Annotated in this window: 25 protein-coding genes; 12 read left to right on the top strand and 13 right to left on the bottom strand. The window is 61.1% G+C overall.

What is annotated here, in order from left to right; genetic code table 11:
- Positions 1–26: 26 nt before the first annotated feature.
- From U5G49_RS28090 to U5G49_RS28065, 6 genes are all read right to left on the bottom strand, one after another.
- A complete protein-coding gene (locus tag U5G49_RS28090) occupies positions 27–1,556 on the bottom strand; it encodes an FGGY-family carbohydrate kinase (RefSeq protein WP_193444450.1) in 1,530 nt (509 codons plus the stop codon).
- A 37-nt stretch (positions 1,557–1,593) separates the two neighbouring features.
- Positions 1,594–2,436, bottom strand: coding sequence for a DeoR/GlpR family DNA-binding transcription regulator (locus tag U5G49_RS28085; protein ID WP_018444795.1), 843 nt, complete (start codon positions 2,434–2,436; stop codon positions 1,594–1,596).
- Positions 2,437–2,584: 148 nt separating this feature from the next.
- Entirely contained in the window at positions 2,585–3,532 is a 948-nt protein-coding gene (locus U5G49_RS28080; RefSeq protein ID WP_003550839.1) for a D-ribose ABC transporter substrate-binding protein, read from the bottom strand.
- Between the two features lie 111 nt (positions 3,533–3,643).
- On the bottom strand, positions 3,644–4,696 hold the full coding sequence (locus U5G49_RS28075) for an ABC transporter permease (protein WP_018245678.1): 1,053 nt from the start codon (positions 4,694–4,696) through the stop codon (positions 3,644–3,646).
- 22 nt (positions 4,697–4,718) lie between these two features.
- Positions 4,719–6,263, bottom strand: coding sequence for a sugar ABC transporter ATP-binding protein (locus U5G49_RS28070; protein WP_130718956.1), 1,545 nt, complete (start codon positions 6,261–6,263; stop codon positions 4,719–4,721).
- Positions 6,260–6,916, bottom strand: a complete 657-nt coding sequence (locus U5G49_RS28065; RefSeq protein ID WP_018444792.1) for a DUF2291 domain-containing protein — start codon at positions 6,914–6,916, stop codon at positions 6,260–6,262. Before U5G49_RS28065 ends, U5G49_RS28070 begins: the two co-directional genes overlap by 4 nt.
- Before the next feature lie 47 nt (positions 6,917–6,963).
- Here U5G49_RS28065 and U5G49_RS28060 point away from each other — a divergent pair, with 47 nt between their 5' ends.
- From U5G49_RS28060 to U5G49_RS28005, 12 genes are all read left to right on the top strand, one after another.
- Entirely contained in the window at positions 6,964–7,170 is a 207-nt protein-coding gene (locus tag U5G49_RS28060; RefSeq protein ID WP_080764035.1) for a hypothetical protein, read from the top strand.
- Between the two features lie 184 nt (positions 7,171–7,354).
- Positions 7,355–7,702, top strand: coding sequence for a hypothetical protein (locus U5G49_RS28055; RefSeq protein ID WP_196251408.1), 348 nt, complete (start codon positions 7,355–7,357; stop codon positions 7,700–7,702).
- Positions 7,699–9,273 carry an FGGY-family carbohydrate kinase gene (locus tag U5G49_RS28050; RefSeq protein WP_246288958.1) on the top strand — a complete coding sequence of 525 codons (1,575 nt, stop codon included), beginning with the start codon at positions 7,699–7,701 and terminating at the stop codon, positions 9,271–9,273. Before U5G49_RS28055 ends, U5G49_RS28050 begins: the two co-directional genes overlap by 4 nt.
- Before the next feature lie 32 nt (positions 9,274–9,305).
- Complete coding sequence (locus U5G49_RS28045; protein ID WP_026188698.1) at positions 9,306–10,817, top strand: glycerol-3-phosphate dehydrogenase; 1,512 nt, start codon at positions 9,306–9,308, stop codon at positions 10,815–10,817.
- A gap of 11 nt (positions 10,818–10,828) precedes the next feature.
- Positions 10,829–11,761, top strand: coding sequence for a sugar phosphate isomerase/epimerase family protein (locus U5G49_RS28040; RefSeq protein WP_193444453.1), 933 nt, complete (start codon positions 10,829–10,831; stop codon positions 11,759–11,761).
- A 70-nt stretch (positions 11,762–11,831) separates the two neighbouring features.
- Positions 11,832–12,767, top strand: a complete 936-nt coding sequence (locus tag U5G49_RS28035) for a sugar-binding transcriptional regulator (RefSeq protein WP_027686361.1) — start codon at positions 11,832–11,834, stop codon at positions 12,765–12,767.
- A 99-nt stretch (positions 12,768–12,866) separates the two neighbouring features.
- Positions 12,867–13,643, top strand: coding sequence for a DeoR/GlpR family DNA-binding transcription regulator (locus tag U5G49_RS28030; protein WP_193444454.1), 777 nt, complete (start codon positions 12,867–12,869; stop codon positions 13,641–13,643).
- Positions 13,640–14,410, top strand: coding sequence for a triose-phosphate isomerase (locus U5G49_RS28025; protein ID WP_193444455.1), 771 nt, complete (start codon positions 13,640–13,642; stop codon positions 14,408–14,410). Before U5G49_RS28030 ends, U5G49_RS28025 begins: the two co-directional genes overlap by 4 nt.
- 11 nt (positions 14,411–14,421) lie before the next feature.
- Positions 14,422–14,877: a D-erythrulose-4-phosphate isomerase gene (gene derI, locus U5G49_RS28020; RefSeq protein ID WP_003562478.1), complete on the top strand. Its 456-nt coding sequence runs from the start codon at positions 14,422–14,424 to the stop codon at positions 14,875–14,877.
- A gap of 279 nt (positions 14,878–15,156) precedes the next feature.
- Positions 15,157–16,215 (top strand): non-homologous end-joining DNA ligase, encoded by a 1,059-nt coding sequence (gene ligD, locus U5G49_RS28015; RefSeq protein WP_193444500.1) that lies wholly within the window; start codon positions 15,157–15,159, stop codon positions 16,213–16,215.
- A gap of 241 nt (positions 16,216–16,456) precedes the next feature.
- Positions 16,457–16,690 carry a BrnA antitoxin family protein gene (locus U5G49_RS28010; protein ID WP_018245667.1) on the top strand — a complete coding sequence of 78 codons (234 nt, stop codon included), beginning with the start codon at positions 16,457–16,459 and terminating at the stop codon, positions 16,688–16,690.
- Positions 16,691–16,915: 225 nt separating this feature from the next.
- Entirely contained in the window at positions 16,916–17,311 is a 396-nt protein-coding gene (locus U5G49_RS28005; RefSeq protein ID WP_193444456.1) for a hypothetical protein, read from the top strand.
- 73 nt (positions 17,312–17,384) lie between these two features.
- On the opposite strand, the gene U5G49_RS28000 is transcribed toward U5G49_RS28005, so the two are convergent.
- From U5G49_RS28000 to U5G49_RS27970, 7 genes are all read right to left on the bottom strand, one after another.
- Complete coding sequence (locus U5G49_RS28000) at positions 17,385–18,284, bottom strand: carbohydrate ABC transporter permease (RefSeq protein WP_018444785.1); 900 nt, start codon at positions 18,282–18,284, stop codon at positions 17,385–17,387.
- A gap of 40 nt (positions 18,285–18,324) precedes the next feature.
- Positions 18,325–19,257, bottom strand: a complete 933-nt coding sequence (locus tag U5G49_RS27995; RefSeq protein WP_193444457.1) for a carbohydrate ABC transporter permease — start codon at positions 19,255–19,257, stop codon at positions 18,325–18,327.
- A gap of 84 nt (positions 19,258–19,341) precedes the next feature.
- Positions 19,342–20,646: an ABC transporter substrate-binding protein gene (locus U5G49_RS27990; RefSeq protein WP_018444783.1), complete on the bottom strand. Its 1,305-nt coding sequence runs from the start codon at positions 20,644–20,646 to the stop codon at positions 19,342–19,344.
- A gap of 148 nt (positions 20,647–20,794) precedes the next feature.
- Positions 20,795–21,862 carry an ABC transporter ATP-binding protein gene (locus U5G49_RS27985; RefSeq protein WP_193444458.1) on the bottom strand — a complete coding sequence of 356 codons (1,068 nt, stop codon included), beginning with the start codon at positions 21,860–21,862 and terminating at the stop codon, positions 20,795–20,797.
- Positions 21,863–22,029: 167 nt separating this feature from the next.
- The gene (gene denD, locus U5G49_RS27980; protein WP_182565120.1) at positions 22,030–23,016 is read right to left on the bottom strand and encodes a D-erythronate dehydrogenase; all 987 of its coding nucleotides are present in this window, start codon (positions 23,014–23,016) and stop codon (positions 22,030–22,032) included.
- Positions 23,017–23,037: 21 nt separating this feature from the next.
- On the bottom strand, positions 23,038–23,766 hold the full coding sequence (locus U5G49_RS27975; protein WP_018516763.1) for a FadR/GntR family transcriptional regulator: 729 nt from the start codon (positions 23,764–23,766) through the stop codon (positions 23,038–23,040).
- 82 nt (positions 23,767–23,848) lie between these two features.
- On the bottom strand, positions 23,849–24,910 hold the full coding sequence (locus U5G49_RS27970; RefSeq protein WP_193444459.1) for an Ldh family oxidoreductase: 1,062 nt from the start codon (positions 24,908–24,910) through the stop codon (positions 23,849–23,851).
- Positions 24,911–24,936 lie beyond the last annotated feature (26 nt).

The raw sequence follows: 24,936 nt of genomic DNA, 5'->3' as shown, positions 1-24,936 counted from the left end.
GCCCGCCGCAGCAGGCATTTGTCTTTTCAGTTTGCCGATTGTTCCGGCGCAAGCGCGGCAATCCTAGGCCAAAGGGGGATCATCGCGTCGGCAATGTCGCGGAACACCTGGTAACGCTTTTCATAATCCGCGCTGCGCGCCGCATCGGGCAGGCAAGTCTTTGCGATGGCGGCCGTGTCGCGCGGATCGCTCTGCGGATCGGCGAAGACACCAGCACCCGACCCGGCACAAAGCGCAGCACCCCAGGCGGCCGCCTCATCCGTCTCGGTTACCGTGACCGGCATGCCAAGCACATCGGCAAACATCTGCACGACGGCAGGGTTGCGCGAGATGCCCCCGGCGAGCCGCGCCTGATCGAAGGCAAAGCCGTCGCGAAGCGCGTCGACATGAATGCGATGATTGAAAGCGATGCCCTCAAGCACGGCGCGCAGCATGTCGCCGCGATCGTGCCATCCGCCGAGCCCGAAGAAACCGGCGCTGGCCGCCGCGCCATAGGGCGAGCCGAACAGATAGGGATGGAAGAGCGCCGTCGAGGGGCGCTCGAAAGCGGCATCGATCTCAGGCGCCAGCAGGGCGTGGATGGAGTTGCCTTGCGCCTCGCCATTCTTCCGTTCGGCAGCGCAGAGCGTGTTGAGAAACCAGTCGTAATTCGCTGTCGATGCCGGGGAGATCGACATGCTGTTCCAGATGCCGGGCGCAATCCCGTTGCGGCAGAACCAGCGCCGGTCGACACGCGGTTCCGACGAAAGCGTCTCGTTGATCGAATAGGTCCCGGCAATGACCGCGACAACGCCCTTGGCATAGCCCCCTGCCCCGAGCGCCGAGGCCGTGACGTCGTGCAGACCGGCAACGACAGGCGTTCCCTCGGCAAGGCCGGTCACCTGCGCGGCTTCACGGGTCACGCGTCCGACGATCTGGTCGGAGCGCGAGGCTGGTGGCAGGGCGTGGACGAGATCCTGCAAGCCAAACAGCCGCAGGGCGTCCTCACTGTAGTTCTGCGTCTTGACATTGGTGAAGGAGGTGCTGGCTTCGGTGCGGTCCGTACCGATGATCCCGGTCAGGCAGAACCGCAGCCAGTCCTTGCAGCTGATAAAATGGCCGATGCGCTTATAGCGCTCAGGCTCGATTTCGCGGATCCAGGCAAGCAATGCCGATGGCGCGGAGACGTGCGGGATCTGCCCCGTCAGTTCGATTGCCAGATCGGCGACGTCGCTTTTCGTCCACCGGTCGACGATCGCCCCTGCCCGGCTGTCCAGCGAGAGAATGGCCCGGCCGAGCGGCTTCCGGGCGTGATCGAGCAGGTATATGCCGTCTCCATGCGCGGTAGCGGCAATGCCCTCTATGTCGCTTGCCGGCCGCCCGCTGAGTGCAATCGCTTCGCGGATGGCATCGGCCGTCGCCTTCCACAATTCATCCATGTCGCGCTCGATATGGTGGGCCTTCGGAATGAACTGCGTCACCCGGCGCCGTGCGGCTGCAAGCGGCGTGCCGTCGATATCGAAGATGACCGCCTTGGTGACTGTCAAACCACTATCGATCCCGAGCAGTGTCGGCATTCACGTTTACCTCACGAGGGACAACCGGCCCGTGCCGTCAGGAGCGCCCTCCGGCGCCCTTGGCAATGACCACGTTGATATCTCTGGACCGCATGCGGTCGATGTGCACGGGCTGGGTCTTGTCGTCGACGATAACGACGTCGAACTCATCCAGTGCTGCGAAACTGTGGAGTGCACGCCGTTCGAACTTGGTATGATCGGCAAGCAGGATGCGTTTTACGGAACAGTCGAACATGGCGCGCTTGGTATCGACTGTTTCAGGGGACTGGTGCAGCACCGTGCCATCGCTGATCGCCGACATCGAGATGAACGCGACATCTGCCCTGAGTGCCTTGATCTCATTGATGGTGATGCGACCCATGAAGGCATTGCACCAATTGTAATATTGGCCGCCGAGGGCGAGCAGCGTCACGTCGTGCAGGCCCGTCAGCGCATTCATCAACGTCAGGGAATTGGTAATTGCGGTGACCGGCACCTTCGAAGGCAGATGCGCCGCCATCTGAAGTACCGTGGTCGAGTCATCGAAAAAGATCGCCTGTCCCGGTTCGACGAATTGCATTGCCGCCTCGGCGATCAGCTTCTTTTCCACCGACTGGCGGTTCGAGCGATAGACGTCGCTGGACTCGATGAGATTGGTCGCCGCCGCAGTGACAATGCCGCGCGTCTTCCTGAAGAGGCCGCGGCTTACGAGTTCATCGACATCGCGGTGAGCCGTCATCAGGCTGATCCCAAAGCGGTCGGTCAGGTCTTCAATCCGCATCGAGCCTTCACCCATCACGGCCTCTGCAATCATGCGGCGGCGCGCGATCTGGCGCGTCTGCCGGCTGTCGCTGGTGAGCTGGTCCAACAGATCGTCGTCCCGGCTGGTCTTCTGTGTCACGGGTCACCCCTGTCGCTGAATTATGGATCCCAGCTTCGTACAGTGATTGCCGCGCCAAGGCAAAAAGGCGAAACGCAACCGGCGGTTGGACCGCGGCCATCGCTTCCAGCATGAAAATGAGGGCGCTCTTGCGAGCGCCCTTTACCGTTTACTGCGCCAGGACGAACGGGCCGGTGTACTTGTCGATGTTGTCCTTGGTGATCAACAGGCAATCGAAGAGCTGCTTCTCGCTCTTGGCACCCGTGTTACCCGTCTTGATCAGGTTGTCTGCCTGCTTGACGGCTTCTTCGGAGAAGACGGCAACCGGTTGGAGGACGGTGTATTGGAGTTCGCCCGCCTTGATGGCAGCAACGGCATCCGGCGAACCGTCGAAGCCGCCGACCTTCACATTGGCGAGCTTGCCGGCTTCCTTGAGTGCGGCAATCGCACCGAGAGCCATTTCGTCATTGCCCGAGATGACGCCGACGATATCCGGGTTGGCCTGCAGCATGGACTGCATCTTGTTGTGGCCCTGGGTGCGGTCCCAGTTGGCAACTTCCTTGGCGACCTTCTTCAGATCCGGATACTGCGAAAGGACAGTCTCGTAGCCATTCGAACGCGTTGCCGCGTTGTTGTCGGACGGCGCGCCGAAGAGTTCGGCATAGTTGCCCTTATCGCCGATCGCTTCGACCCATTGCTGCGCGCCGAGGGCGGCACCCTGTGCGTTGTTGGAAACAAGCTGCGCCTTGGCTAGGCCTTCCTGGTTGATCTCGGCGTTGACGAGGATGACCGGGATGCCGGCAGCAACGGCCTTCTTGACCGCACCGACGGAACCGTCGGCGTTTGCCGGGTCGAGGATGATCGCCACCGACTTGTTGGTGATCGCAGTATCGATCAGGTTGCTTTCGGTATTGGTGTCACCCTTGTGGGCGTTGACCGAGGCCGTGTAGCCCAGCTTTTCGGCGGTTGCCTTGGCGACATTGCCTTCCGTCAGCCAATAGGGATTCGACGGATCGTTGACGATGATCGTCATCATGCCCGCTGCCCAAGCGGAGCTTGCAAGAAGCGGTGCTACTGCCGCGGCGGCCAGAAGTATGCGCATGCCTTTCTTAAACATAGTCTCTCTCCCATTTGTGAGTTCAGTTATTGCCGGGGATCCGGCAGTGCTTTCCCCAATCGGCTTCGTGGACTCCAGCCTGCCGTCGTGGATAAGTTTCGGTCTCAGCCGTCAGGACGATTTGACCCGGCGGCCGTATTGGATGCTGTTCATGAGGACGGCGAGAACGATCACCGCGCCGGTGAATACCGTCTGCCAGTAGGCCGAGACGCCGATGATCACGAGGCCGTCCGAAAGGAAGCCGATAACGAAGGCGCCGAGCATGGTGCCGCGAACCGTACCGCGGCCGCCGGTCAGCGCCGCGCCGCCGATGACCACGGCTGCGATCGCCGTCAGTTCGTAGGTTGTGCCTGCCGTCGGACCGGCGGAGGTCAGCTGCGAGGAGAGGACCAGGCCGGCGATCGCTGCACAGACGCCCGAAAGCACATAGACGATGATCTTCACGCGCTTGACCGGGACGCCGGAGAGGTCGGCGGCACGCTCGTTACCACCTGAGGCGTAGAGCCAGCGGCCGAAGGCAGTGCGGCTCAGCACGATGCCGCAAACGATGGCGAGAACCGCAAGCACGATGACCCCGATCGGAATGCCTGCGAGCCGGTTGAAGCCCAGCCAGTCGAAGCCGGTATTGCCGAGTTCCGGACGGCCGCCGAGATTGTTGTAGGTCAGGCCGTTGGTCATCAGGAGCGCGATACCGCGGGCCACGTAGAGCACGCCCAGCGAGGCGACGAAGGCCGGCACCTTGAGATAAGCGATCAGCACGCCGTTGACCGCACCGACCAGCGCACCGAGCGCACATGTGATGACGACGACGGCCCAGACCGGCGGATAGAGGATGACGCCGAGATAGGTGAGCGTGACCCCCTGCATCAGGAAACCGGCGATGCAGCCTGCAAGCCCGAGTGTCGAGCCGACCGACAGATCGATGCCGCCATTCAGGATGACGAGCAGCATGCCGATCGCCAGAATGCCGAAGATCGCGACATGCGACGCCATGATCAGGAAGTTGTTCAGCGTGAAGTAATAGGGCGACAGGAACGAAAAGACCGCGATGATGACGATCAGCGCGAAGAAGGCCCGGCCTTCCAGGATGAGACGCACGATATTGGTATTGCGCTTCTGCCCGCTGGAAACTGATTTCTTTTCGGTGACGTTCGTGACTGACATAATCAGTGCTCCATAATCCAGGCTAGTGCGCGACCACGGCTTCGCCGGAGGCGGCCATGATCTTTTCCTTGGTGACATCCGAGCCGAACTCGGCCGATATCCTGCCGCGATGCATGACGATGATGCGGTGCGCGATACTCAGGCATTCATTGACTTCGGACGTCGAATAGATGACCGCCAATCCCTGCTTGGCGCGCTCCGCGAGCAACTTGAAAACTTCCGCCTTGGCGCCGATGTCGATGCCGCGGCTTGGCTCATCGAGCAGGATGACCTTTGGCTGGGTTGCCAGCATCTTGCCGATGACGACCTTCTGCTGGTTGCCGCCGGAGAGCGAGCCGATCGAAGCTGCACCGCCATCGGTTTTCACATGCACCCGCCGGATCGCGTCATTGACGAGATCGCGCTCCCGATGGCCGGAGGTGAAAAGCCCTTTGGTGAAGGCGCGGATACTCGCAAGCGACAGATTGGAGCCGACCGTCATCGTCTGGACGAGGCCGTCGCGCTGGCGATCTTCCGGCACAAGCACGAGACCGCTGGCAATGCGCCCGGCGATGCTGAGCCCACTGACGTCCTGTCCTTCGAGCAGAACCTGTCCGCCACTTGCGCGCAGACGTCCGGCAATGCATTCGAGCAGTTCCGTGCGCCCGGCGCCCATCAGCCCGTAGATGCAGACGATCTCACCGGCACGCACCTTGAGAGACAGACGATCGACCGCATTATAGGCAGCGCCGGAGGGGCCGGGGACACTGAGGTTTTCGATGGAAAGCGAGACGTTTCCGAACGGGTGACCTTGCGGCGGGCTGCCAAGGTCGAAATTCTCGCCGACCATGTTGCGGACGATCCATTCGAGATCGATATCCTTGCGCTCGGCATAGGCGGTCATGTTTCCGTCGCGCAGAACGACGGCGTGATTGGTGATCTGTAGCGCCTCTTCCAGATGATGCGAGATGTAGACGATCGACACGCCGCGGCTCGTCAGGTCGTGGATGACTTTGAAGAGCACTTCCACTTCCGTCGCGCTCAGCGCCGAGGTCGGCTCGTCCATGATCAGGATGCGCGAATTGATGGAGAGTGCCCGCGCAATTTCGACGATCTGCTGCTGGCCGAGGCGAAGATCCTCGACGCGCGTCTGCGGATCGATGTCTTCCTCGAGCTCTTCCATGAGCGCCCGGGTCTGACGCTCCTCTTCAGCGAAGTCGACGACACCACCCTTGATGATCTCCCGGCCCATGAAAATATTGTCACGGACACTGAGATTGGGGGCGAGGCTGAGCTCCTGATGGATGATGGAGATCCCGCACTCGCGCGCATGGGTCGACGAGCTAAAGCTGATCGGCGAGCCGTCGAGAATGATCTCGCCGGAGCTTGGCTGCGCGACACCCGAAAGGATCTTCATCAAGGTCGACTTGCCCGCGCCGTTCTCTCCGAACAGCGTTGTGACCTGGCCGCGATGAATGTCGAAGTTCACTCCCTTGAGGGCGTGAACGCTGCCGTAGGATTTTGCGATGTTGCGCGCTGCGAGGACGACCTCGCCTTTCGCCCCGTTGCTACGTTGCGGCTGGCTCATTTGAGCTCGACCTTCACCGGCGTGACGAGCCAGTTCTTCGGGTTGATGAGCTTGAAGACGCCGACGACGGTCGCCTGCTTTCCGTCCAGGGCGTCAGGATCCAGGCCCGCAAAAACCGCCTTCTTCATCTCGTTATTGATGGCCGATCCGGCATCCTGATACTGGATCTGGTTGGTAAACTGGCCGAATTCGATGGTGCCGGTTGCGTCGCGGAGGTCCGTGCCGTTGACCGCAGGGCCGGTCTGGACACGGACCACCGTCTCGGGAGGCAACCCATCGATCTTCATTTCGTTGGTGTTCGACTTGCGGGCGCCGAAAACGCCGGTCAGCGTGACGGGAATGACCGGTCCGGTGCTCGTCGCAGTGCCGTATTTCTCGGCCGCCGCCTTCTTGTCGGCGGCAATGGCGGCCGCGAGATCGGCGGCCGCAGCGGCCCGCTCCTCGACATTTGCCTTGATTTTCGGGAACTGCTCAGCGCCGAAGGTTTCCGGAGAGAACGCCTGCTGGCGGACATCGTTTTCGGAACCGATCTTGACGACCGTCGTATCGAACGCGATCGCTGCAACGACGATGACCGCCAACGCCGCGCTGACAAGGAGCCCGCGATTGCCGCTGCTCGGCTTTGATGCTGCATGATCGGGCGAGGTACTCATGTCGGACGGCCTTTGGCTTGGAATAGCGAGATGGAGGGGCTAGCGCGATGATGATGATCGCAGGCGCGCTGAAGCACTGCGTCGCACCGGAACAGAAACCGGCGGGCCACCCGCAAGAGCGCAACTCTGGACGAAAATTCGCATTGGAAGCCTCCTCAACAAGACCGGCAGATGTCTCCTCCAACCGCCTGGGCCTGCAAATTCTCCATCAGGAAGCGCACTTCCGTGATAGAAGTATGTTACTTATGCCGTAAATGATGTTATATATTTTATAAACTGTCAACGGCACTTTCACGCCAACTCGACTGAAATGCACGAGCTCACATCTTGTTCATCGCGCTGCGGTGCAGCAAAAAATGACACGCCTTCACACTTGTCATTCTACCGAATTATGGCGACATCTCTCTGTTTTGCATGCATAATTGTACAGATCAGGCATTGCGCGCATTACCGTTTTCGATGCTGCATGCCAACAGCCCGGCGGCGCGGAAGCAAGCTCCTTGCTCTTCTATTTTAGTTGAAAAAAATTACATCGCTAGAAAAATCTTACTGGCATTATGGTATCTTTATGTTATCTTTTCGAGTGAAGCTAGGGAGGTTTCGGCTGCGCGCCAGATCTGGGATCTGCCAAAGGCGGCGCGCTTGCCGTTGCCCGTGGAAGGGCCGACGTTGGCAGCCGGATGCATCATCCCAGATGAGTTTAGGGTCGGGAGGACTTCAGATGAATTTGATGCGCGTATTTCCTGCGGCGGTGCTTGCGATGGTGGCGAGATAGGCCTGCGATGACATCGACCCAGACGATCATCATTGGCATAGATGCCGGCACCTCGGTCATCAAGGCTGTCGCCTTCGATCTGTCCGGGCGCCAGATTGCGACAGCCTCCGTTCGCAACAGATACACCACCGGAGACAATGGCTCGGCAACGCAGTCGCTGGATCAGACCTGGCTCGATTGCGCCAGCGCGTTGCGGGGCCTAGGCGAAAAAGTCGCTGATCTTGCATCGTGCACCGCAGCCATCGCCGTCACCGGACAGGGCGACGGCACCTGGCTCGTCGGCCACGGCAATATGCCGGTCGCCGATGCCTGGCTGTGGCTCGACGCGCGCGCCGCGCCGACGGTCACGTCGCTTGCCGGCGGAACGCAGAACCGTGCCCGCTTCGAAGCGACAGGCACCGGTCTCAACACTTGCCAACAGGGCGCGCAACTTGCCCATATGGACCGCTTCACGCCGGATCTTCTCGATCGGGCGGAGGCGGCGCTGCACTGCAAGGACTGGCTCTATCTCAACCTCACGGGCGTGCGGGCGACCGATCCATCGGAGGCGAGTTTCACCTTCGGCAATTTCAGAACGCGCCAGTATGATGCCGTGGTGATCGATGCGCTCGGCCTTGACCACAGGCGCGGGCTCCTGCCCGAAATCATCGACGGCAGCGAGATCAGCCACCCGCTGACATCGGAAGCGGCAAAGGCCTGCGGGCTTCTTGCTGGAACGCCGGTCTGCCTCGGCTATGTCGACATGGTGATGACGGCGCTCGGTGCAGGCGTGCGCAGCGACGCTCGCAACGCCGCCTGCTCGACGATCGGCTCGACCGGTGTGCACTTGCGCGCCAAGTCCGTTGCCGACGTTCAGCTCAATCGTGAGGGTACCGGCTATGTGATCGCCCTTCCCATCCCCGGCATCGTCACTCAGGTCCAGACGAATATGGGCGCCACGATCAACATCGACTGGATCCTTGAGGTCGCCGCCTATCTCATGGCCGAGGCAGGTAAGCCTGCTTCGCATGCAGACCTTATTGCGCGCATCGACGGCTGGTTTGCAGAAAGCCGACCGGGGGCGGTGCTTTACCATCCCTATATTTCCGAAGCGGGCGAACGTGGGCCTTTCGTCAACGCCAATGCGCGCGCGGGCTTCACCGGGCTTTCGATGCGTCACGGCTTCCCCGATCTGCTGCGCAGCGTGGTCGAAGGGTTGGGGCTTGCCACCCGCGACTGCTACGCCGCGATGGGCACGATGCCCGAAGAGCTGCGGCTCACGGGCGGGGCCACACGCTCCCTCGCCCTTCGCCGTTCACTCTCGGCCGCCGTTAACGCACCGATCCGCCAGTCGCGCCGCGAGGAGACGGGGGCGGCCGGCGTGGCGATGATGGCCGCGGTGGCTGTCGGCGTCTATTCCAGCATGGACGATTGCATAGCCGACTGGGTGACGCCGCTGCTCGGCGATCCGGAGACACCGGATGCCAACGAGGCCCACCGGTTCGACCGGCTCTTTTCCGCCTATACCGATGTGCGCCAGGCAATGGCGCCCGCCTGGGACAAGCTTGCCGAAGCCGCAACGACGTCGCCGGTGGGCGCGTAATTCTGATGCAGCAGGCATCGAAGGAGCATGACATGACCGAACCCGAACTCCTGGATCTCTTCGTCATCGGCGGCGGCATCAACGGCGCGGGGATAGCACGCGATGCTGCGGGCCGCGGCCTGAAGGTCGTGCTGTGCGAAAAGGACGACCTGGCACAGGGAACTTCGTCGCGTTCGGGCAAGCTGGTGCATGGCGGTCTGCGTTACCTCGAATATTACGAATTCCGTCTGGTGCGTGAGGCGTTGATCGAGCGTGAAGTGCTGCTCAATGCCGCGCCGCATATCATCTGGCCGATGCGCTTCGTCCTGCCGCACAGCCCAGAGGATCGCCCCGCATGGCTCGTGCGGCTCGGCCTCTTCCTCTATGATCATCTCGGCGGCCGCAAGAAGCTGCCCGGGACCCGCACGCTCAACCTGCTCCGCGACCCGGAAGGCACGCCGATCCTCGATCAATACACGCGCGGCTTTGAATATTCCGATTGCTGGGTCGACGACGCCCGCCTCGTGACCTTGAATGCGTTGAGCGCAGCAGAAAACGGCGCTCTGGTGCTGACCCGCTCGCCGGCCGTGTCGGCCCGTCGCGAGAATGGCGGTTGGACCGTGGTCACGAAAAGCAACTCCACGGGAGAGACGCGAACCTTCCGTGCCAAATGTCTGGTGAACTGCGCCGGCCCCTGGGTGATGGACATCATCAATCGCGTCGCCGGCTCGAACTCCGGCCGCAACGTCCGCCTCGTCAAGGGCAGCCACATCATCGTGCCGAAGTTCTGGGCAGGTGCCAATGCCTATCTGGTGCAGAACCACGACAAACGCGTCATTTTCATCAATCCCTACGAGGGCGACAAGGCGCTGATCGGGACGACCGATATCGCTTACGAAGGCCGGGCCGAGGATGTTTCCGCCGACGAGACGGAGATCGAGTATCTGCTCAAGGCGGTCAATCGCTACTTCAAGGAAAAGCTGCGTCGCCACGATGTGCTGCACAGCTTCTCCGGCGTGCGCCCGCTGTTTGACGACGGCAAGGGCAACCCGTCGGCCGTTACCCGCGACTATGTCTTCGATCTCGACGAGACCGGCGGCGCTCCGCTGCTCAACGTCTTCGGCGGCAAGATCACCACATTCCGCGAACTCGCCGAGCGCGGCATGCAGCGGCTGAAGCACATCTTCCCGAACATGGGAGGCGACTGGACGGAGAAAGCGCCGCTGCCGGGCGGCGAAATTCCGAATGCCGACTACGAGAGCTTTGCCAACAGCCTGCGCGATATCTATCCCTGGATGCCGCGCAAGCTCGTGCATCACTACGGCCGTCTCTATGGCGCCCGCGCCAGGAATGTGGTTGCCGGCGCGACAGGCATGGAAGGGCTCGGGCGGCATTTCGGTGGACAGCTCTATGAGGCCGAGGCCCGCTATCTCGTCGCCACGGAATGGGCCGAAACGGCCGAGGACATCCTCTATCGCCGCACCAAACACTATCTCCATCTGAACGAAGCGGAGCGCGTGGCCTTTGGCGAGTGGTTTGCGTCAACCCGCCTTGCTGCCGCCTGAAGGATGCCGCCATGCCGCTGACCCTTTCGCTCAATACCAATCCGCTGGTGAACCGCTTCGCCGACCCAGATGATCTCATCGACACGGTTGCGCATGATTTGCGGATCCGCGACCTCCAACTGACCCACGAGTTCATCAATCCGAGCTGGCAGGCGCCGGTGATCCGCCGCCTGACGCGCACGATGAGCGCTGCGCTGAAGCGCACCGGCGTACGGGTCACCTCGGGCATGACGGGCCCCTATGGGCGCCTCAACCATTTCGGACATCCGGATGCCGATGTGCGCCGCTACTACATCGAATGGTTCAAGACCTTTGCCGACATCACCGCCGATCTCGGCGGCCACTCGGTCGGCACGCAATTTGCGATCTTCACCTATAAGGACTTCGACGATTCGGCCAGACGCGAGGAACTGATCAAGATCGCGATCGATTGTTGGGCCGATGTCGCCGAGCATGCGCGCGTCGCAGGCCTCGCCTATATGTTCTGGGAGCCGATGAGCATCGGCCGCGAGTTCGGCGAGACGATCGGCGCCTGCCTGTCACTGCAGGAGCGGTTGACATCCGCCGGAATGGCCATCCCGATGTGGATGATGGCAGATATCGATCATGGCGACATCACCTCCGCCAATCCCGACGACTATGACCCTTATGCCTGGGCGCGGGCCGTCCCGCCGGTATCGCCGATCATCCACATCAAACAGAGCTTGATGGACAAGGGCGGGCACCGACCCTTCACCGCCGAATTCAACGCCAAGGGCCGCATACAGCCGGCACCTCTGCTGCAGGCGCTGGCCGAAGGTGGGGCGAAGGACAATGAAATCTGCCTGGAACTCTCCTTCAAGGAACGCGAACCGAACGATCGCCAGGTCATCCCGCAGATCGCCGAAAGTGTCGCCTTCTGGGCGCCGCACATCGACACCGGCGTCGCTGACTTGAACATCTGAGGCGGAGATCTTTAAAAGGCAGCACTGCGATACGGCGGAATCGCCGCATGACCTTCGAAAAGGAGCCGTGATGACGGACGCCGATGATACGCTTGCCGTGCGTGCTGCCTGGCTTCATTATGCCGGTGGCCTGACGCAGTCCGACGTCGCTCGCCGCCTCGGCGTGCCGTCGGTAAAGGCCCATCGCCTGATCGCCAGAGCGGTTGCCGATGGCGTCGTCAAAGTTACCATCGACGGGGATATTGTCGAATGCGTCGAGCTGGAAATGCGGCTTTCGGAACGCTTCGGGCTTCAATATTGCGAGGTCGCACCCGATCTCGGCGAGGAAGGCTTGCCGCTCCGCGCACTTGGCCATGCCGGCGCCGGCTATCTCAAGCGCGAGATCGAGCGCGGCGACAATACGGTGATCGGCCTTGGGCATGGCCGCACGCTTTCCGCCGCCGTCCAATATATGCCGAGGGTGAGCGCGAAGAACCTGCGTTTCGTCTCGTTGCTTGGCGGCCTGACACGAAACTACGGCGCCAATCCCTATGACGTGATGCATCGCATCGCCGAAAAGACCGGCGCCCATGCCTATGTCATGCCGGTTCCCTTTTTCGCCAATACCGGCGAGGACCGTGAAGTGCTGAAGGCGCAGCGTGCCGTCAAGGAGGTCTTCGACCTTGCCAATAACGCCGACCTGAAGCTCGTCGGCCTGGGAACTGTCGATGCCGAGGCGCAGCTTGTTTTGTCCGGCATGGTTGAACCCGGTGAAATTGACGACATTGCCGCGGCAGGCGGCGTCGGCGAAATCCTCGGACATTTTTTCGACGCCGACGGCCACATCCTCGACACCGCGCTGACGGCGCGCACGCTCTCTGCGTCTTTCCCCAAGACCAAGAAAGAGCGGCTTGTGGCGCTGGCGGGCGGACAGTCGAAAGTGCCGGCCATCCGGGCAATTCTGAATAGCCGCCGTCTTTTCGGGTTGATCACAGATGAGCGAACGGCGCAGGCATTGTTGAAGTAGCGATCGAAGGCAACAACATCTGATCGCAAAATCACATGATTAATGTTGATTATCACGTATGTTCTGTTATCTTAACATCAAACGAGGGTGGAGAGCAGGATGAGGCGGGAAGAGCGGCAGCAGTTGATCGTCAACCTGCTCGTCGAGAACAAGACCGTCGATCTCGACGACCTTGCCGATCGCTTCACTGTGTCAAAAATGACGATCCATCGCGATCTCGACGATCTCGAGCAGGCGGGCGTCCTGCGCAAGGTTCGCGGCGGCGCGACCATTGATGCCGGAACGCAGTTCGAAAGCGACTTCCGCATTCGCGAGCGCCAGGGCAACGAGGCCAAGCTGGCAATGGCTGAGACCGCGCTGGAGCTGGTCGAGCCGGGGATGACGGTGATGGTAAACGACGGCTCGATGGCGGCCGTTCTCGGCGAAATGCTGCTTCAGAAGCGGCCGCTGACGTTGATCACCAACAATGCTGCGATCATGGAGCGGCTGAAAGGCGAAACCGGCATCACCCTGATCGCACTTGGCGGCATCTATTCGGCGAAATTCAACGCCTATCTCGGCGTCGTCACCGAGGAGGCACTGTCGCGGCTGAGGGCCGACATTGCCTTCATTTCAACGCCTGCCGTCAGTGGCAGGCTCGCCTATCACATGGACGACAACGTCGTGCGCGCCAAGCGGGCGATGATCGCGTCATCGACCAGGACCTGTCTTCTGGTCAATCATCAGCGCATCGGCCACACCGCCCTGCATGTCATGGCAGATCTGGCCGATTTCGACGCGATTATCACCGACAGCGCACCGGATGCTGCTGTCCTGGAGGAATTCGGCAAGGCGGGCATTACGCTCACCATTGCATCAACGCAGGATCCGACATGACCGAAAAGCCGCGCTTCTGGATTGGCACCAGCTGGAAGATGAACAAGACGCTTGCTGAAGCCGAGCATTTCGCCCGCGGTCTAGAAGCCGCCGATGCCGCGCGCGACCCGCGTATCCAGCGCTTCGTCATTCCGTCTTTCACGGCGGTGCGCGAGGTCAAGGCGATGCTTGCCAAGACTTCGGTGAAGGTCGGCGCTCAGAACATGCATTGGGCCGACCAGGGCGCCTGGACCGGCGAAGTCTCGCCGGTGATGCTGAAGGACTGCAATCTCGATCTCGTCGAGCTCGGCCATTCCGAGCGGCGCGAGCATTTTGGAGAGACCGACGAGACTGTGGGTCTGAAGACCGAAGCGGCCGTTCGCCACGGTCTCATCCCGCTGATCTGCATTGGCGAGACGCTTTCCGACCGCGAAAGCGGAAAGGCCGCCGATATCCTCGCGGCCCAGGTGCGCGGCGCGCTTTCGAAACTTTCGGGCGCCCAAAAGGGTGCCGAAATCCTGCTGGCCTACGAGCCGGTCTGGGCGATCGGCGAGAAGGGCATCCCGGCGAGCGCAGATTATGCGGATGCCCGCCAGTCTGAAATCATCGCCGTTGCCGAAGCTGTGCTCGGCCGGAAGATCCCCTGCCTTTATGGCGGGTCGGTCAACCCGCAGAACTGCGAAGAACTGATCTCGAGCCCGCATATCGACGGGCTCTTCATCGGCCGTTCGGCCTGGAATGTCGAAGGCTACCTCGACATTCTGGCCAGATGCGCCGCCAAACTCTGAGGAGAAAGACAATGAAGCTTGCCATTGCAGGAGACAGCGCCGGCGAAGGCCTCGCCAAGGTTCTGGCCGACCATCTGAAGGACCGTTTCGACGTGTACGAAGTCTCGCGCACGAGCGCCGGTGCCGATCCTTTCTACGCCAACCTCTCGGACCGTGTCGCCTCAGGCGTCATCGACGGCACCTACGACAAGGCGATCCTCGTTTGCGGCACCGGCATCGGCGTCTGCATCTCGGCCAACAAGGTTCCGGGTATCCGCGCCGCCCTGACGCACGACACCTATTCTGCCGAGCGTGCAGCACTTTCCAACAATGCGCAGATCATCACCATGGGAGCCCGCGTCATCGGAACCGAGCTGGCAAAGTCGATCGCCGATGCGTTTCTTGCCCAGACCTTCGACGAGAACGGCCGCTCTGCCGGTAACGTCAAGGCCATGGATGATCTCGACGCGAAGTACAGCGCCCGTTGAAGAATGCTGAGGGTGATTGCCGGGCCGGAGCGCGTTCGATGTCACTGAGGCCTTACCGGGACGACCAACGCGACGATTGCTCGGCCAATCCAGATCCGGCAGCGATTTCGGGACTTGGAATACGGGAGGCATCGACGCGTTAAGTCCTTGAATCGAGATTCGTTTCGACTCGGAACAATCAGCCGCGTGATTTGGTTGAGTCGCGTTGTTGCCATCGACGCGAAGAAGAAGCAGATGAAAAAGCCGAGCAGGGCACCCGGGGAGGTGTTAGACCTGATCATGAAGCACCCGCGCCGCCCAATACTGCCCTTGCTTGGCGAGTCACAGTCGAAGCTGCACTCTCGTCCGATCCGCAAGCGCGATCCTGACCAACCCAGTCTGCCGTTCGATCCAATGCCGCTGCGCGTCGAGCCTTGCCTCGCGCTGCTGAAGCCGACCGTGCCTGTGGGGCCGGACTGGCTCTACGAGGTGAAGTGGGACGGCTACCGCTTGGCAATCCACATCGAGCCGAAGGGCGTCCGGGTGATCACCCGCGGCGGGCATGACTGGACCCACCGTTTCCCCATTATTGTCGCGGCAGCAAAAGAGCTTGGGGTAACCACTGCCATCCTCGATGGCGAAGCGGTTGTGCTCGATGATCGGGGCCGGTCGGATTTTGGCGCCCTGCAGCGATCGCTCGGCGGGCGGGGCGGCAAGCGGGTGTCAACCGAGTCGATCCTCGTCGCCTTCGACCTTCTCTATCTCGACGGGCACGATCTCACTAGCACCGAGCTTGACGTACGCCGGCACCTGCTTGAAGACCTGATACCGGAAGGCGGCGATCAGGCGATCCGCATTTCCGAAGAGCTAGAACTGCCAGCCGAAGACCTTCTCGAGCACGCCTGCCATCGTCATCTGGAAGGCATCGTTGCCAAGCATCGCGACCGCCCCTACCGCAGTGGCCGCACGGGCGACTGGCTGAAAATAAAATGCGTCCAAAGCGAGAGCTTCATGATCGTCGGCTATGAGCAGTCGGCATCCGCCCGTGGTGGCATCGGCAGTCTGCTGCTGGCCGGCAGACAAGGCTTCGACTGGGTTTACCTGGGGTCGGTCGGGACAGGTTTCAGTGCCAGGGATGCTGAAGAGCTGAAGAAGACGCTCGACCGATTGAAGACGAGCCGGCCGGTCATTCCCCTGAAGGGCAAACGCCTCGTCTTCGTGCAGCCAACGCTGATCGCTGAAATCGAGTTTCGCGGCTGGACGGATGATGGCAATCTCCGCCATGCCTCCTACAAGGGGCTGCGCGAGGTTCAGGACAATGCCGCTGTTTTCGACATGAAAGGCATCTTGGGCCGTTGAGGACAAACGATTATCAGCTTTCCCCTTTGAGCGGGAATTCGACCCTAACCGCTGCCTATCATCGCCGACGGATCCGGTCGTCTCTGCGAAGTCGCCGACCGGTCTCTGCCGCCGGCACGCTGGCGATCGAGCCGGTCGGCTAAATCGCCGTTTCGTAAAACAAGATAAATAGTCGACGAAGCAGCCGACATCACGTATGCCGCTCATATGTCGCTCCGACAGGCAATAGAAAGTGACAACGATGACAAATCCGCCCCGCCGACCTGTCAATCCAATGGATGCCGCCGAAGCGCTGTTCAAACCCGCGAAGAAGAAGCTGGAACAAGCTGTCGAGCGGCCGGCGTTGCCGAATACCAAGGAGCTGGTTTCGCTGAAGATCGACAGCGATGTGCTGGCCTTTTTCCAGGAAAATGGCCCTGGCTGGCAGGATCGGATCAATGATGTATTGCGGGCCGCGATGAAGAACAGGGTCTGACCCTGTTGCACCCGAGCCGCGCCGCCGGCCGATGCATGGCCGGCTTCATCTATCCTAATGTATTGCTTTAAGGCAATTCGCCGCCAATCCTAGGCAACTGTTCGAGCCGCGGATAGGCACTCCGCATGCCAGGCATTAGAGCGCTCGCAAGGTGATCGTGTTGATCGACAGGCTGGATTTCCTCGTCTTCTCGGCGCCCATCCATCGCTACGGGTGGTCGCTGTGATGCCGAATGGACTGCACCGGCTTCTCCGCAGCGGCGTTGTCCATGTTCTCTTCGCCTTTTTGGCAATGGGCAGCTGGGCGGTTTTGGCCAATCTTGGACACGCCATGCCATTGCCGCTCTATGCTGGCCTTGTGCAGGGTGCGATATCCGCCTGCCTGACGCTTTTCCTGAAATCTGTGATCGACTGGCTTTCAAAGCGCTTCGTCGGATCGGTACGATTTTGGGCGCCGCCTCTCATTGCTTGTCTCGGCTCAGCCAGCATTCTGGTGGCGATCCATGCGGCGACCGGTACACCGGAAATACTCAAGACCATCGCATTTCCGCTGCTCGTATCGACGAGTTACGCGGCAATTTACAATTATTCGATCTCGGCAAGACGAGGTTTCGATACATGATGGGAACGCCACTGATCCCATTTAAGCTGCGGACACGCCTATCGTTCCTACCGGGCGTGCCCGCGCTAGGCTCTCACTCTTTCACCGCCCCGGTCATCGATGAGACGTAGTAGTCCACGAAGAACGAGTAGAGGATGACCACCGGGAGCGAGCCGAACAGCGCACCTGCCATCAGTGCTCCCCATTCGAAGACATCGCCGCGCACCAATTCGGTCAGCACCCCGACCGGAATGGTTTTGTTTTCCGACGACTGGATGAAAGTCAGCGCATAGATGAATTCGTTCCAGGACAGCGTGAAGGCGAAGATGCCGGCTGAGATCAGCCCTGGCACCGCGAGCGGCAGGATAATCTTGGTGAGAATCTGCCATCTATTGGCGCCATCCACCAGCGCGCTTTCCTCCAGCTCGAATGGGATCGACCGAAAATAGCCCATCAGCAGCCAGGTGCAGAAGGGAATGAGGAAGGTCGGGTAGGTGAAGATCAGCGCCAGCCGCGAGTCGTAGATCCCGAGCTTGAATACGATGAAGGCAAGCGGGATGAAGAGGATCGACGGCGGCACGAGATAGGCAAGGAAGATCACCAGGCCGACTGAACGCGAGCCGGTGAAGCGGACACGCTCGATGGCATAGGCGCCGAAGACCGAGGCTACCAGCGAGAGAAAGGTGGAGCAGACCGCCACCAGCATCGTGTTCCACAGCCAGCCCGGATAGGACGTCTCGAAGAACAGATATTTGATATGATCGAGCGTTGGCCCGACCACCCAGAAGGGGCTGTAATTGCTATAGTCGGTCAGCTGCTCGTTCGGCTTCACTGCGGTGATCGCCATCCAGTAGAACGGGAAGAGCAGCACGAAGACGAAGACGGCCATCGGCAGGTAGAGCATCACGATCCGCCGCGGCAGCCGGTTCAGATAGCTCATGCCTTCGGCATTGTCGGTCACGACCTGATCGGCGGCGTTTGAATTTATCGACATCATCACTCTCCCTAACCCCAATTTGGCCCTAGCCGTGGCCCTAATCCTGGCCGCCCTGCTGCCATTTGCGCCGTTGCAGGCCGAAGAAGCTGAACATGATTGCGCCGAGCAGGAAGGGCACCATGGCGACGGCGATGGCCGCACCCTCGCCGAGTTGGCCGCCCGGAATGCCGCGCTGGAACGAGAGCGTCGCCATCAGATGCGTCGCGTTGACGGGTCCCCCCTTGGTCAGCACGTAGATCAGCTGGAAATCCGTAAAGGTGAAGAGTACCGAGAAGGTCATCACCACGGCGATGATCGGCGTCAGCATCGGCAATGTTACATAGCGAAAACGCTGCCAGCTCGTGGCGCCGTCGAGCGAAGCAGCCTCCTGCAGCGACGCCGGAATCGTCTGCAGGCCGGCAAGCAGCGAGATCGCCACGAACGGAATGCCGCGCCAGACATTGGCGACGATGACGGATGTGCGCGCATTGATGGGATCGCCGAGGAAGTTGATTGGTCCGCTGATCATCCCCAGCTGCATCAGCGACCAGGAGATGATCGAAAATTGGGAATCATAGATCCACCAGAAGGCCAGTGCCGAAAGCACCGTCGGCACCACCCAGGGAAGCAGCACGATTGCCCGGAAGAAGGATTTGAACGGCAGGTGCTGGTTGAGCAGCATCGCCAGCCAAAGGCCGAGCGCGAATTTCAGCACCGAGGCGACGGAGGTATAGAGAATGGTGTTGAAGACCGACAGCCAGAAGACGCTGTCGTCCATCAGGAACTGGTAGTTCTCCAGCCCGATGAAGACGCCGTCGCGGCCGATTCTCGTATCGGTGAAGCCGAGCCAGACGCCGAGCCCCAGCGGATAGGTGAGAAAGCAGACGAGGAACACGGCCGCCGGCAGCATGAACAGGAAGCCGAGCACATTGTTGTTCTGTAGGAGCGAAGAGATCGGCCCACGCCTGTCCTCCGAATTCACCATCGACATTGCCTATCTCCCAGATTGCGTTTGAACTCGCAGAGGACTTGCGGCATGCCGACGGCCGGCACACCGCTTGCTTTGAAGCGTGGCTCAGACGCGATAGTAGCGGTTTGCCCGGCGTTCAGCTTCCTTCATCGCATCTTCGGGCGACATCTGGCCGGTGACGGCCGCCGCATACATGTCGACCAGAACGTAATCGGCCATGGTCGCTGCCGAGGCATAACCTAGTGGTCCCGCATAGCCGTTCGGACGCAACTTTTCCGAGGCACGCGCATAAGGCGCGTGGATCGGGTCGGATGTCCAGATCGGGTTCTTGGCGAAAGCCTTGAGCGGCTGGCAGCAATAGGCGCTGGAGCCCTGGATCCAGGCATTCATCTGGTCGGCTTCCATCATGAACTTGATGTAGGCCTTCGCGGCTTCCGGATATTTGGTGTGCTTGAAGAGAAGCAGCGAGCTCGTCTGGCAAAGCTCGACGCTCTTGCCGACAGGACCGATCGGGAAGTTCGTCGTGCGGATGTCCTTGGCGATCTCGGCGAGCTTCGGGTCGTTCTTGGCGGTGTAATAGACCGAGACGCCGTTGGCGATCAGCGAGACCTGGCCAGCGAGGAAGGCGCGGTTGTTGTTGACGTCCTGCCAGCTTTCCGTGCCCGGAATGAAGGTCGCGTAGAGCTCCTTGGCATAGTTGATTGATGCCAGCGTTTCCGGGCTGTTGATCGTCACCTTGCCGCCTTCGTCGACCATCATGCCGTTGTGGCTCCAAAGCAGCCAATGGGCGTAGTTGTTGCCGTCGCCGACGGCCTTACCGTGCGGGAAGCCGGCCGGCGTGCCCTTGGCTTTCATCGCCTTGCAAAGCTCGAGGAAGCCTGCGGTGTCTTTCGGGAACTCGCTGAAACCGGCCGCCTTGACGTGCGTGTCGCGATAGACCACAGCATTGCCGATTGCGGTCAGCGGCATGGCGATGAAGGTGTCGCCGCGTGCGGCATAGCCCTTCACACCGTCATACCAGCCGCCATACTTGTTGCCGAGATAGTTGGCGAGCTCGGTCAGGTCGACCAGCTTGTCGGGATATTGGTGGGCGTCATCGAACCAGCACATGATGAGGTCCGGGCCGGAGCCGACATTGGCCGCAACGGCCGCCTTCGGGCGGATATCTTCCCAGCTTTCCTTGTCGATACGTACCTCGACGCCGGTCGCTTCGGTGAATTTCTTGGTGTTGGCAAGCCAGGCCTCCTCGTCGCCCTTGACGAAGGGTGTCCAGCGCAGCAGGCGAAGGCTGGCGCCGCTTTCCGGTGTATAGGTCGGTTCGGCCTGCGCTAGGGATGGCCGAATGCCCAGGCCGGCGGCGCCGGCGACGGCAGCCGAGGCGGCAAGAAAGTCACGTCTCTTAATCCTCATGATATTCCTCCTCTTCAAACAGCGGGGGCGAACTCTCCGCCATTCACCTCCCGCTTGGTGAACGACGGTCCTTGCATCCCTGGACCAGGGTGCAGCCGACCGGCGGGTGACGGGGGTTCCTCCGCCCCCGCGCAGCCGCCGGACGGCGTCAGTCGGTCAATCTCCGGCCGCTCTCGGCATCGAAGAGGTGAACATGTGCGGCGTCGATCGCAACGCGCAGGGTCTCGCCTTGTCGCGCGCTGACGCGTTCGCGGAAGACACAGCTGAGATCGCTGCCGCCGAGCCTGAGGATGAGATGCGTCTCATAGCCGGTCGGCTCGATCACCACGATTTCACCGGGCAGGCCATTGGCATCGAGCAGGATGTATTCCGGGCGAAGCCCGTAGACGAGGTCGCGGCCCATGGCGTCGGCCGGCGGATTGGAAACCGGGAGCGCCGTGCCGTCAGGCGCCTTGAAACTTGTAGGGTTTTCGGGGTCGAGCCTGCCCTTGATCATGTTCATCGCCGGTGAGCCGATGAAACCGCCAACGAAGAGATTGGCGGGTTTGTCGTAGAGCTCGAGCGGCGTGCCGATCTGCTCGACGACGCCGTCATGCATGACGACGATCTTGTCGGCCATGGTCATGGCCTCAATCTGGTCGTGGGTGACGTAGACCGTCGTCGTTTTCAGCCGCTGGTGCAGTTCCTTGATCTCGGCGCGCATGGCGACGCGCAGCTTCGCATCGAGGTTGGATAGCGGTTCGTCGAACAGGAAGACTTCCGGATCACGCACGATCGCCCGCCCCATGGCGACACGCTGGCGCTGGCCGCCGGAAAGCTGGCGCGGATAACGGTCGAGCAATTTGTCGAGACCCAGGATGCCGGCCGCATATTTCACCCGCTTTTCGGCTTCCGCCTTCGGCGCCTTGTTCAGCATCAGCGAGAAGCCCATGTTCTGCTGCACCGTCATATGCGGATAGAGCGCATAGTTCTGGAACACCATGGCGATGTCGCGGTCCTTGGGCGGCAGCGTGTTGACGACACGCCCGCCGATCTTGATCTCACCGCCGGAAATGTTTTCAAGTCCCGCCAGCATCCGCAGAAGAGTGGATTTGCCACAACCCGACGGGCCGACCAGGATCACGAACTCCCCGTCGGCAATGTCGATGTCCACGCCTTTGATGACCGGAAATGCCCCGAATGATTTCCGCACATCCGCGAATTGAACGCCTGCCATACTCACTCCTCCCAGAAATCGAGCGCTACATGCTATGTATTCGTATTTTCGTATATCTTGGCCGCGGCCGTCATCTCCTCTAGGCCCTCGGCCGCTTCAATCCCGCATCTGTGGGCCTGCCCGGTCGGGATTTTCCTCCCATGCGACGGCGTTAGCCCAGTTTGATCTCATCCGGACGCACCCGGAGCGTCTTCGTCGAGGTAGACCTCAATCAACTCGTCGACGGTGGTTTCCGCGACGAAACCCAGTTGCGTCGCGCGTTCCGGCGCAAAGGACTTCGGCCATCCGTCGACGATCTTTTCAATGACCTCGTCGCGGCGACGATCAATCAAGTCCGCCGCCTGGGGACCAGCAGCGCGGCTCAAGGCGGCAATCTGGTCGGCAACGGTGGCGGCAACGCCCGGCATGGTGAGCGTGCGCCGAACACCCAGCGCCGATGTGTCGAGGGTCGCAGCATGGATCAGGAATTTGACGGCGGAACGCGGGCTCGCCAGCCAGTGTTTGACGGTCTCTTCGACCGGAAGTACAGCCCGCTGGCCCGCGAGCGGTTCACGAAGGATTCCAGAAAAGAAGCCCGATGCGGCAGCATTCGGTGCGCCAGGCCGGATGACGATGGTCGGCAACCGAATTCCGACGCCGTCAATGAAGCCGCGCCGCGAATAGTCGGCAAGCAGAAGCTCGGATATCGCCTTCTGGACTCCGTAGCTGGTGAGAGGTGCGAGCACGTAATCGTCGGGAATGGGATCGGGAAACGGCGAGCCATAGACCGCGATCGATGAGGAGAATACGAACCGGGGAACATAGGCTTGGCGGGTTCCTTCCCGACGGATCGCTTCCAACAGCGCTCGCGTACCATCGAGATTGACCCGATAGCCGAGGTCGAAATTGCGCTCGGCTTCGCCGGAAACAATCGCGGCGAGATGGAAAATCACATCGGCCCGGCGAGCCGCGAGGGCTTCCGCCGCACCGCTTTCGGAAATGTCGGCAGCCAGTGCTTCCACCGACCCGGAGACGCCGGCGGGTACCGGCGGCGCCGTGACATCGGCGAGCGTCATGCGTGTGATCGCATGGCCGCCGAGTGAGCCGCTGCGCCCCAGTGTGGCAGCAAGCTTCCGGCCGATCATTCCTCCCGCCCCGATAATGAGAATATGCATCGTGTTTCGCCTCCCTGCGAGCTACGAAAAGAGCAGCTTGGTCGTCGTATAAATACGGGTTTCGTGGACCGCGAAGGCAGCGGCAGCGGCATCCGGATCCCGCGTCTCCAAGCCGGCGAGGATCATCCGGTGATCGGCGATGCTGGTGGCGATACTGCCAGGCTGCGATACAACGCGCCTTCGGTGGCTCAGAAGATAGGAATAAAGATCGGCGGCCATATCAGCCAGCACCGCGTTGCCGCTGGAGCGGTAGATAGCGGTGTGAAATTCCCGGTCACATATCAAAAAACGAACAGGATCGTCACAGGCGGCTTCCTGTGCTGCGATCGACTTGTGGAGATAATCAAGGGTTGAAGGCTCCATCTTGAGCGTGGCAGCCCTGACGACCTGTGCTTCGATAAGAAGCCGCGCCTCATGAACATTGTCGAGACTGTAGGCCGCGATGTCGCGATACCGCGCAGCCTGGACAGCCAGTTCGCCGACGTCTTCTGATGCCACCACCGTGCGCGTTCCGTGCACAACCGAGAGAATGCCGTGGGTGGAAAGGATAAGGATCGCGCCACGGACGGTCTCGCGGCTGACCGAGAGTGCGGAGGCGAGTTCACGTTCGCTGGGCAGCGGATCGCCCACTTTAAGGATGCCGGTGGCAATGAAGGTCGCAATCTTCTGGACGACGAAGTCTTTCATCGACTTCTTCGGCGCTCCACCAAGCGCTGCAACGTCGTCTTCGAGCATTGCTCGAACATCCATTGCCTTTGCCCTCCCCCGCGCTCAGGTCTACTGGTCCGGTTAGTGGACCAGTAGACCTGAGCTGACCAGGGTTGTCAACGCTTCATGGGCATGCGGCGACGTCGGGAATAGGCAAGCCGAGAATTTCGGCATGTTTACAAAGCTTCTGCCAAGGTGCATCGCCGACCGGCACGCCCTCTTCCAAGGCCGCGCGGCGCCTTCGCGCTGCGCTGTCACCTGGCATGCGAACGGGGCCATTGTTCCAGGGCGCGGGAGGATTGCTGCGGCATGCAGAGGCGAGAAAATCAGACTGCGCCGTGAAGGCATCCAGCCCGGCGAAAAAGGCGGGGTCAATGACCTGAAGGAAGGCGCTTTGCGAAAAGACACCGGCCGGCGCGTTCGCCCGTCCCTTGCCGGAAAGCCCCTGCCCCAGCAATTCGACGATCAGCCCGAGCCCAAAGCCCTTGTGGCCCTTCAGCTGACCGCCGAGAGGCATCATCGTCCCACCACGTTCGGTCACCTCGCGCGGATCATCGGTCGGCTCGCCTGCGGCGGTGAAAGCCCAGGCCTCCGGAAATTTCTTGCCGGCCTTGGCCAGGTTTTGCGTCATGGTCGTGGTGGTGATCGAGGCCGAGACGTCGATCAGGATCGGATCCGCAGATGTCGGGAAACCGGCAGCCATCGGGTTGGGCGTCAGGAGCGGCTTCGTGCCGCCATAGGGCGCAACGCGGCTTGCAGCGGGATGCGACACCGACAGCTGCACTATGAGGCCCCGTTCGGTCACCTGCCGCATGAAGGCGGAAAGAGCGCAGGTATGGTGACAGTTGCGGATCGCGGCGGTGACGACGCCATAATCGCCGACGCGTTCGCAGGCCTGGTCGATCGCCTTGGTCAGCAGCCATGCGCCGGGCAAGGATTTGCCGTCCCAAACAAAGGCCGCGCCGCGGTCATTGACCACCTCATAGCTGCCAGACTTCGCCAGCGAGCCGTCTTCCAACGCCTCGACATACCAGTTCAGAAGGCTGACACCATGCGTTTCGTGGCCGATCATGTCGCCCTCCACCAGGACGGCGGCAGTTGTTTCGGCCTTGTCGGGCTCCATGCCCGCACGGGTCAATATCTGCTCGGCGAATTGGGTCAGGGCAATGCGGTCAATCAGGGGCATAGCTATCCCTCCGTCAGGTCATGGAA

The organism is Rhizobium indigoferae (assembly GCF_034554815.1).
Lineage (GTDB): Bacteria > Pseudomonadota > Alphaproteobacteria > Rhizobiales > Rhizobiaceae > Rhizobium > Rhizobium leguminosarum.
Note: the sequence above shows the minus strand (reverse complement) of the source record. Positions and strands in the feature narration are given on the sequence as shown.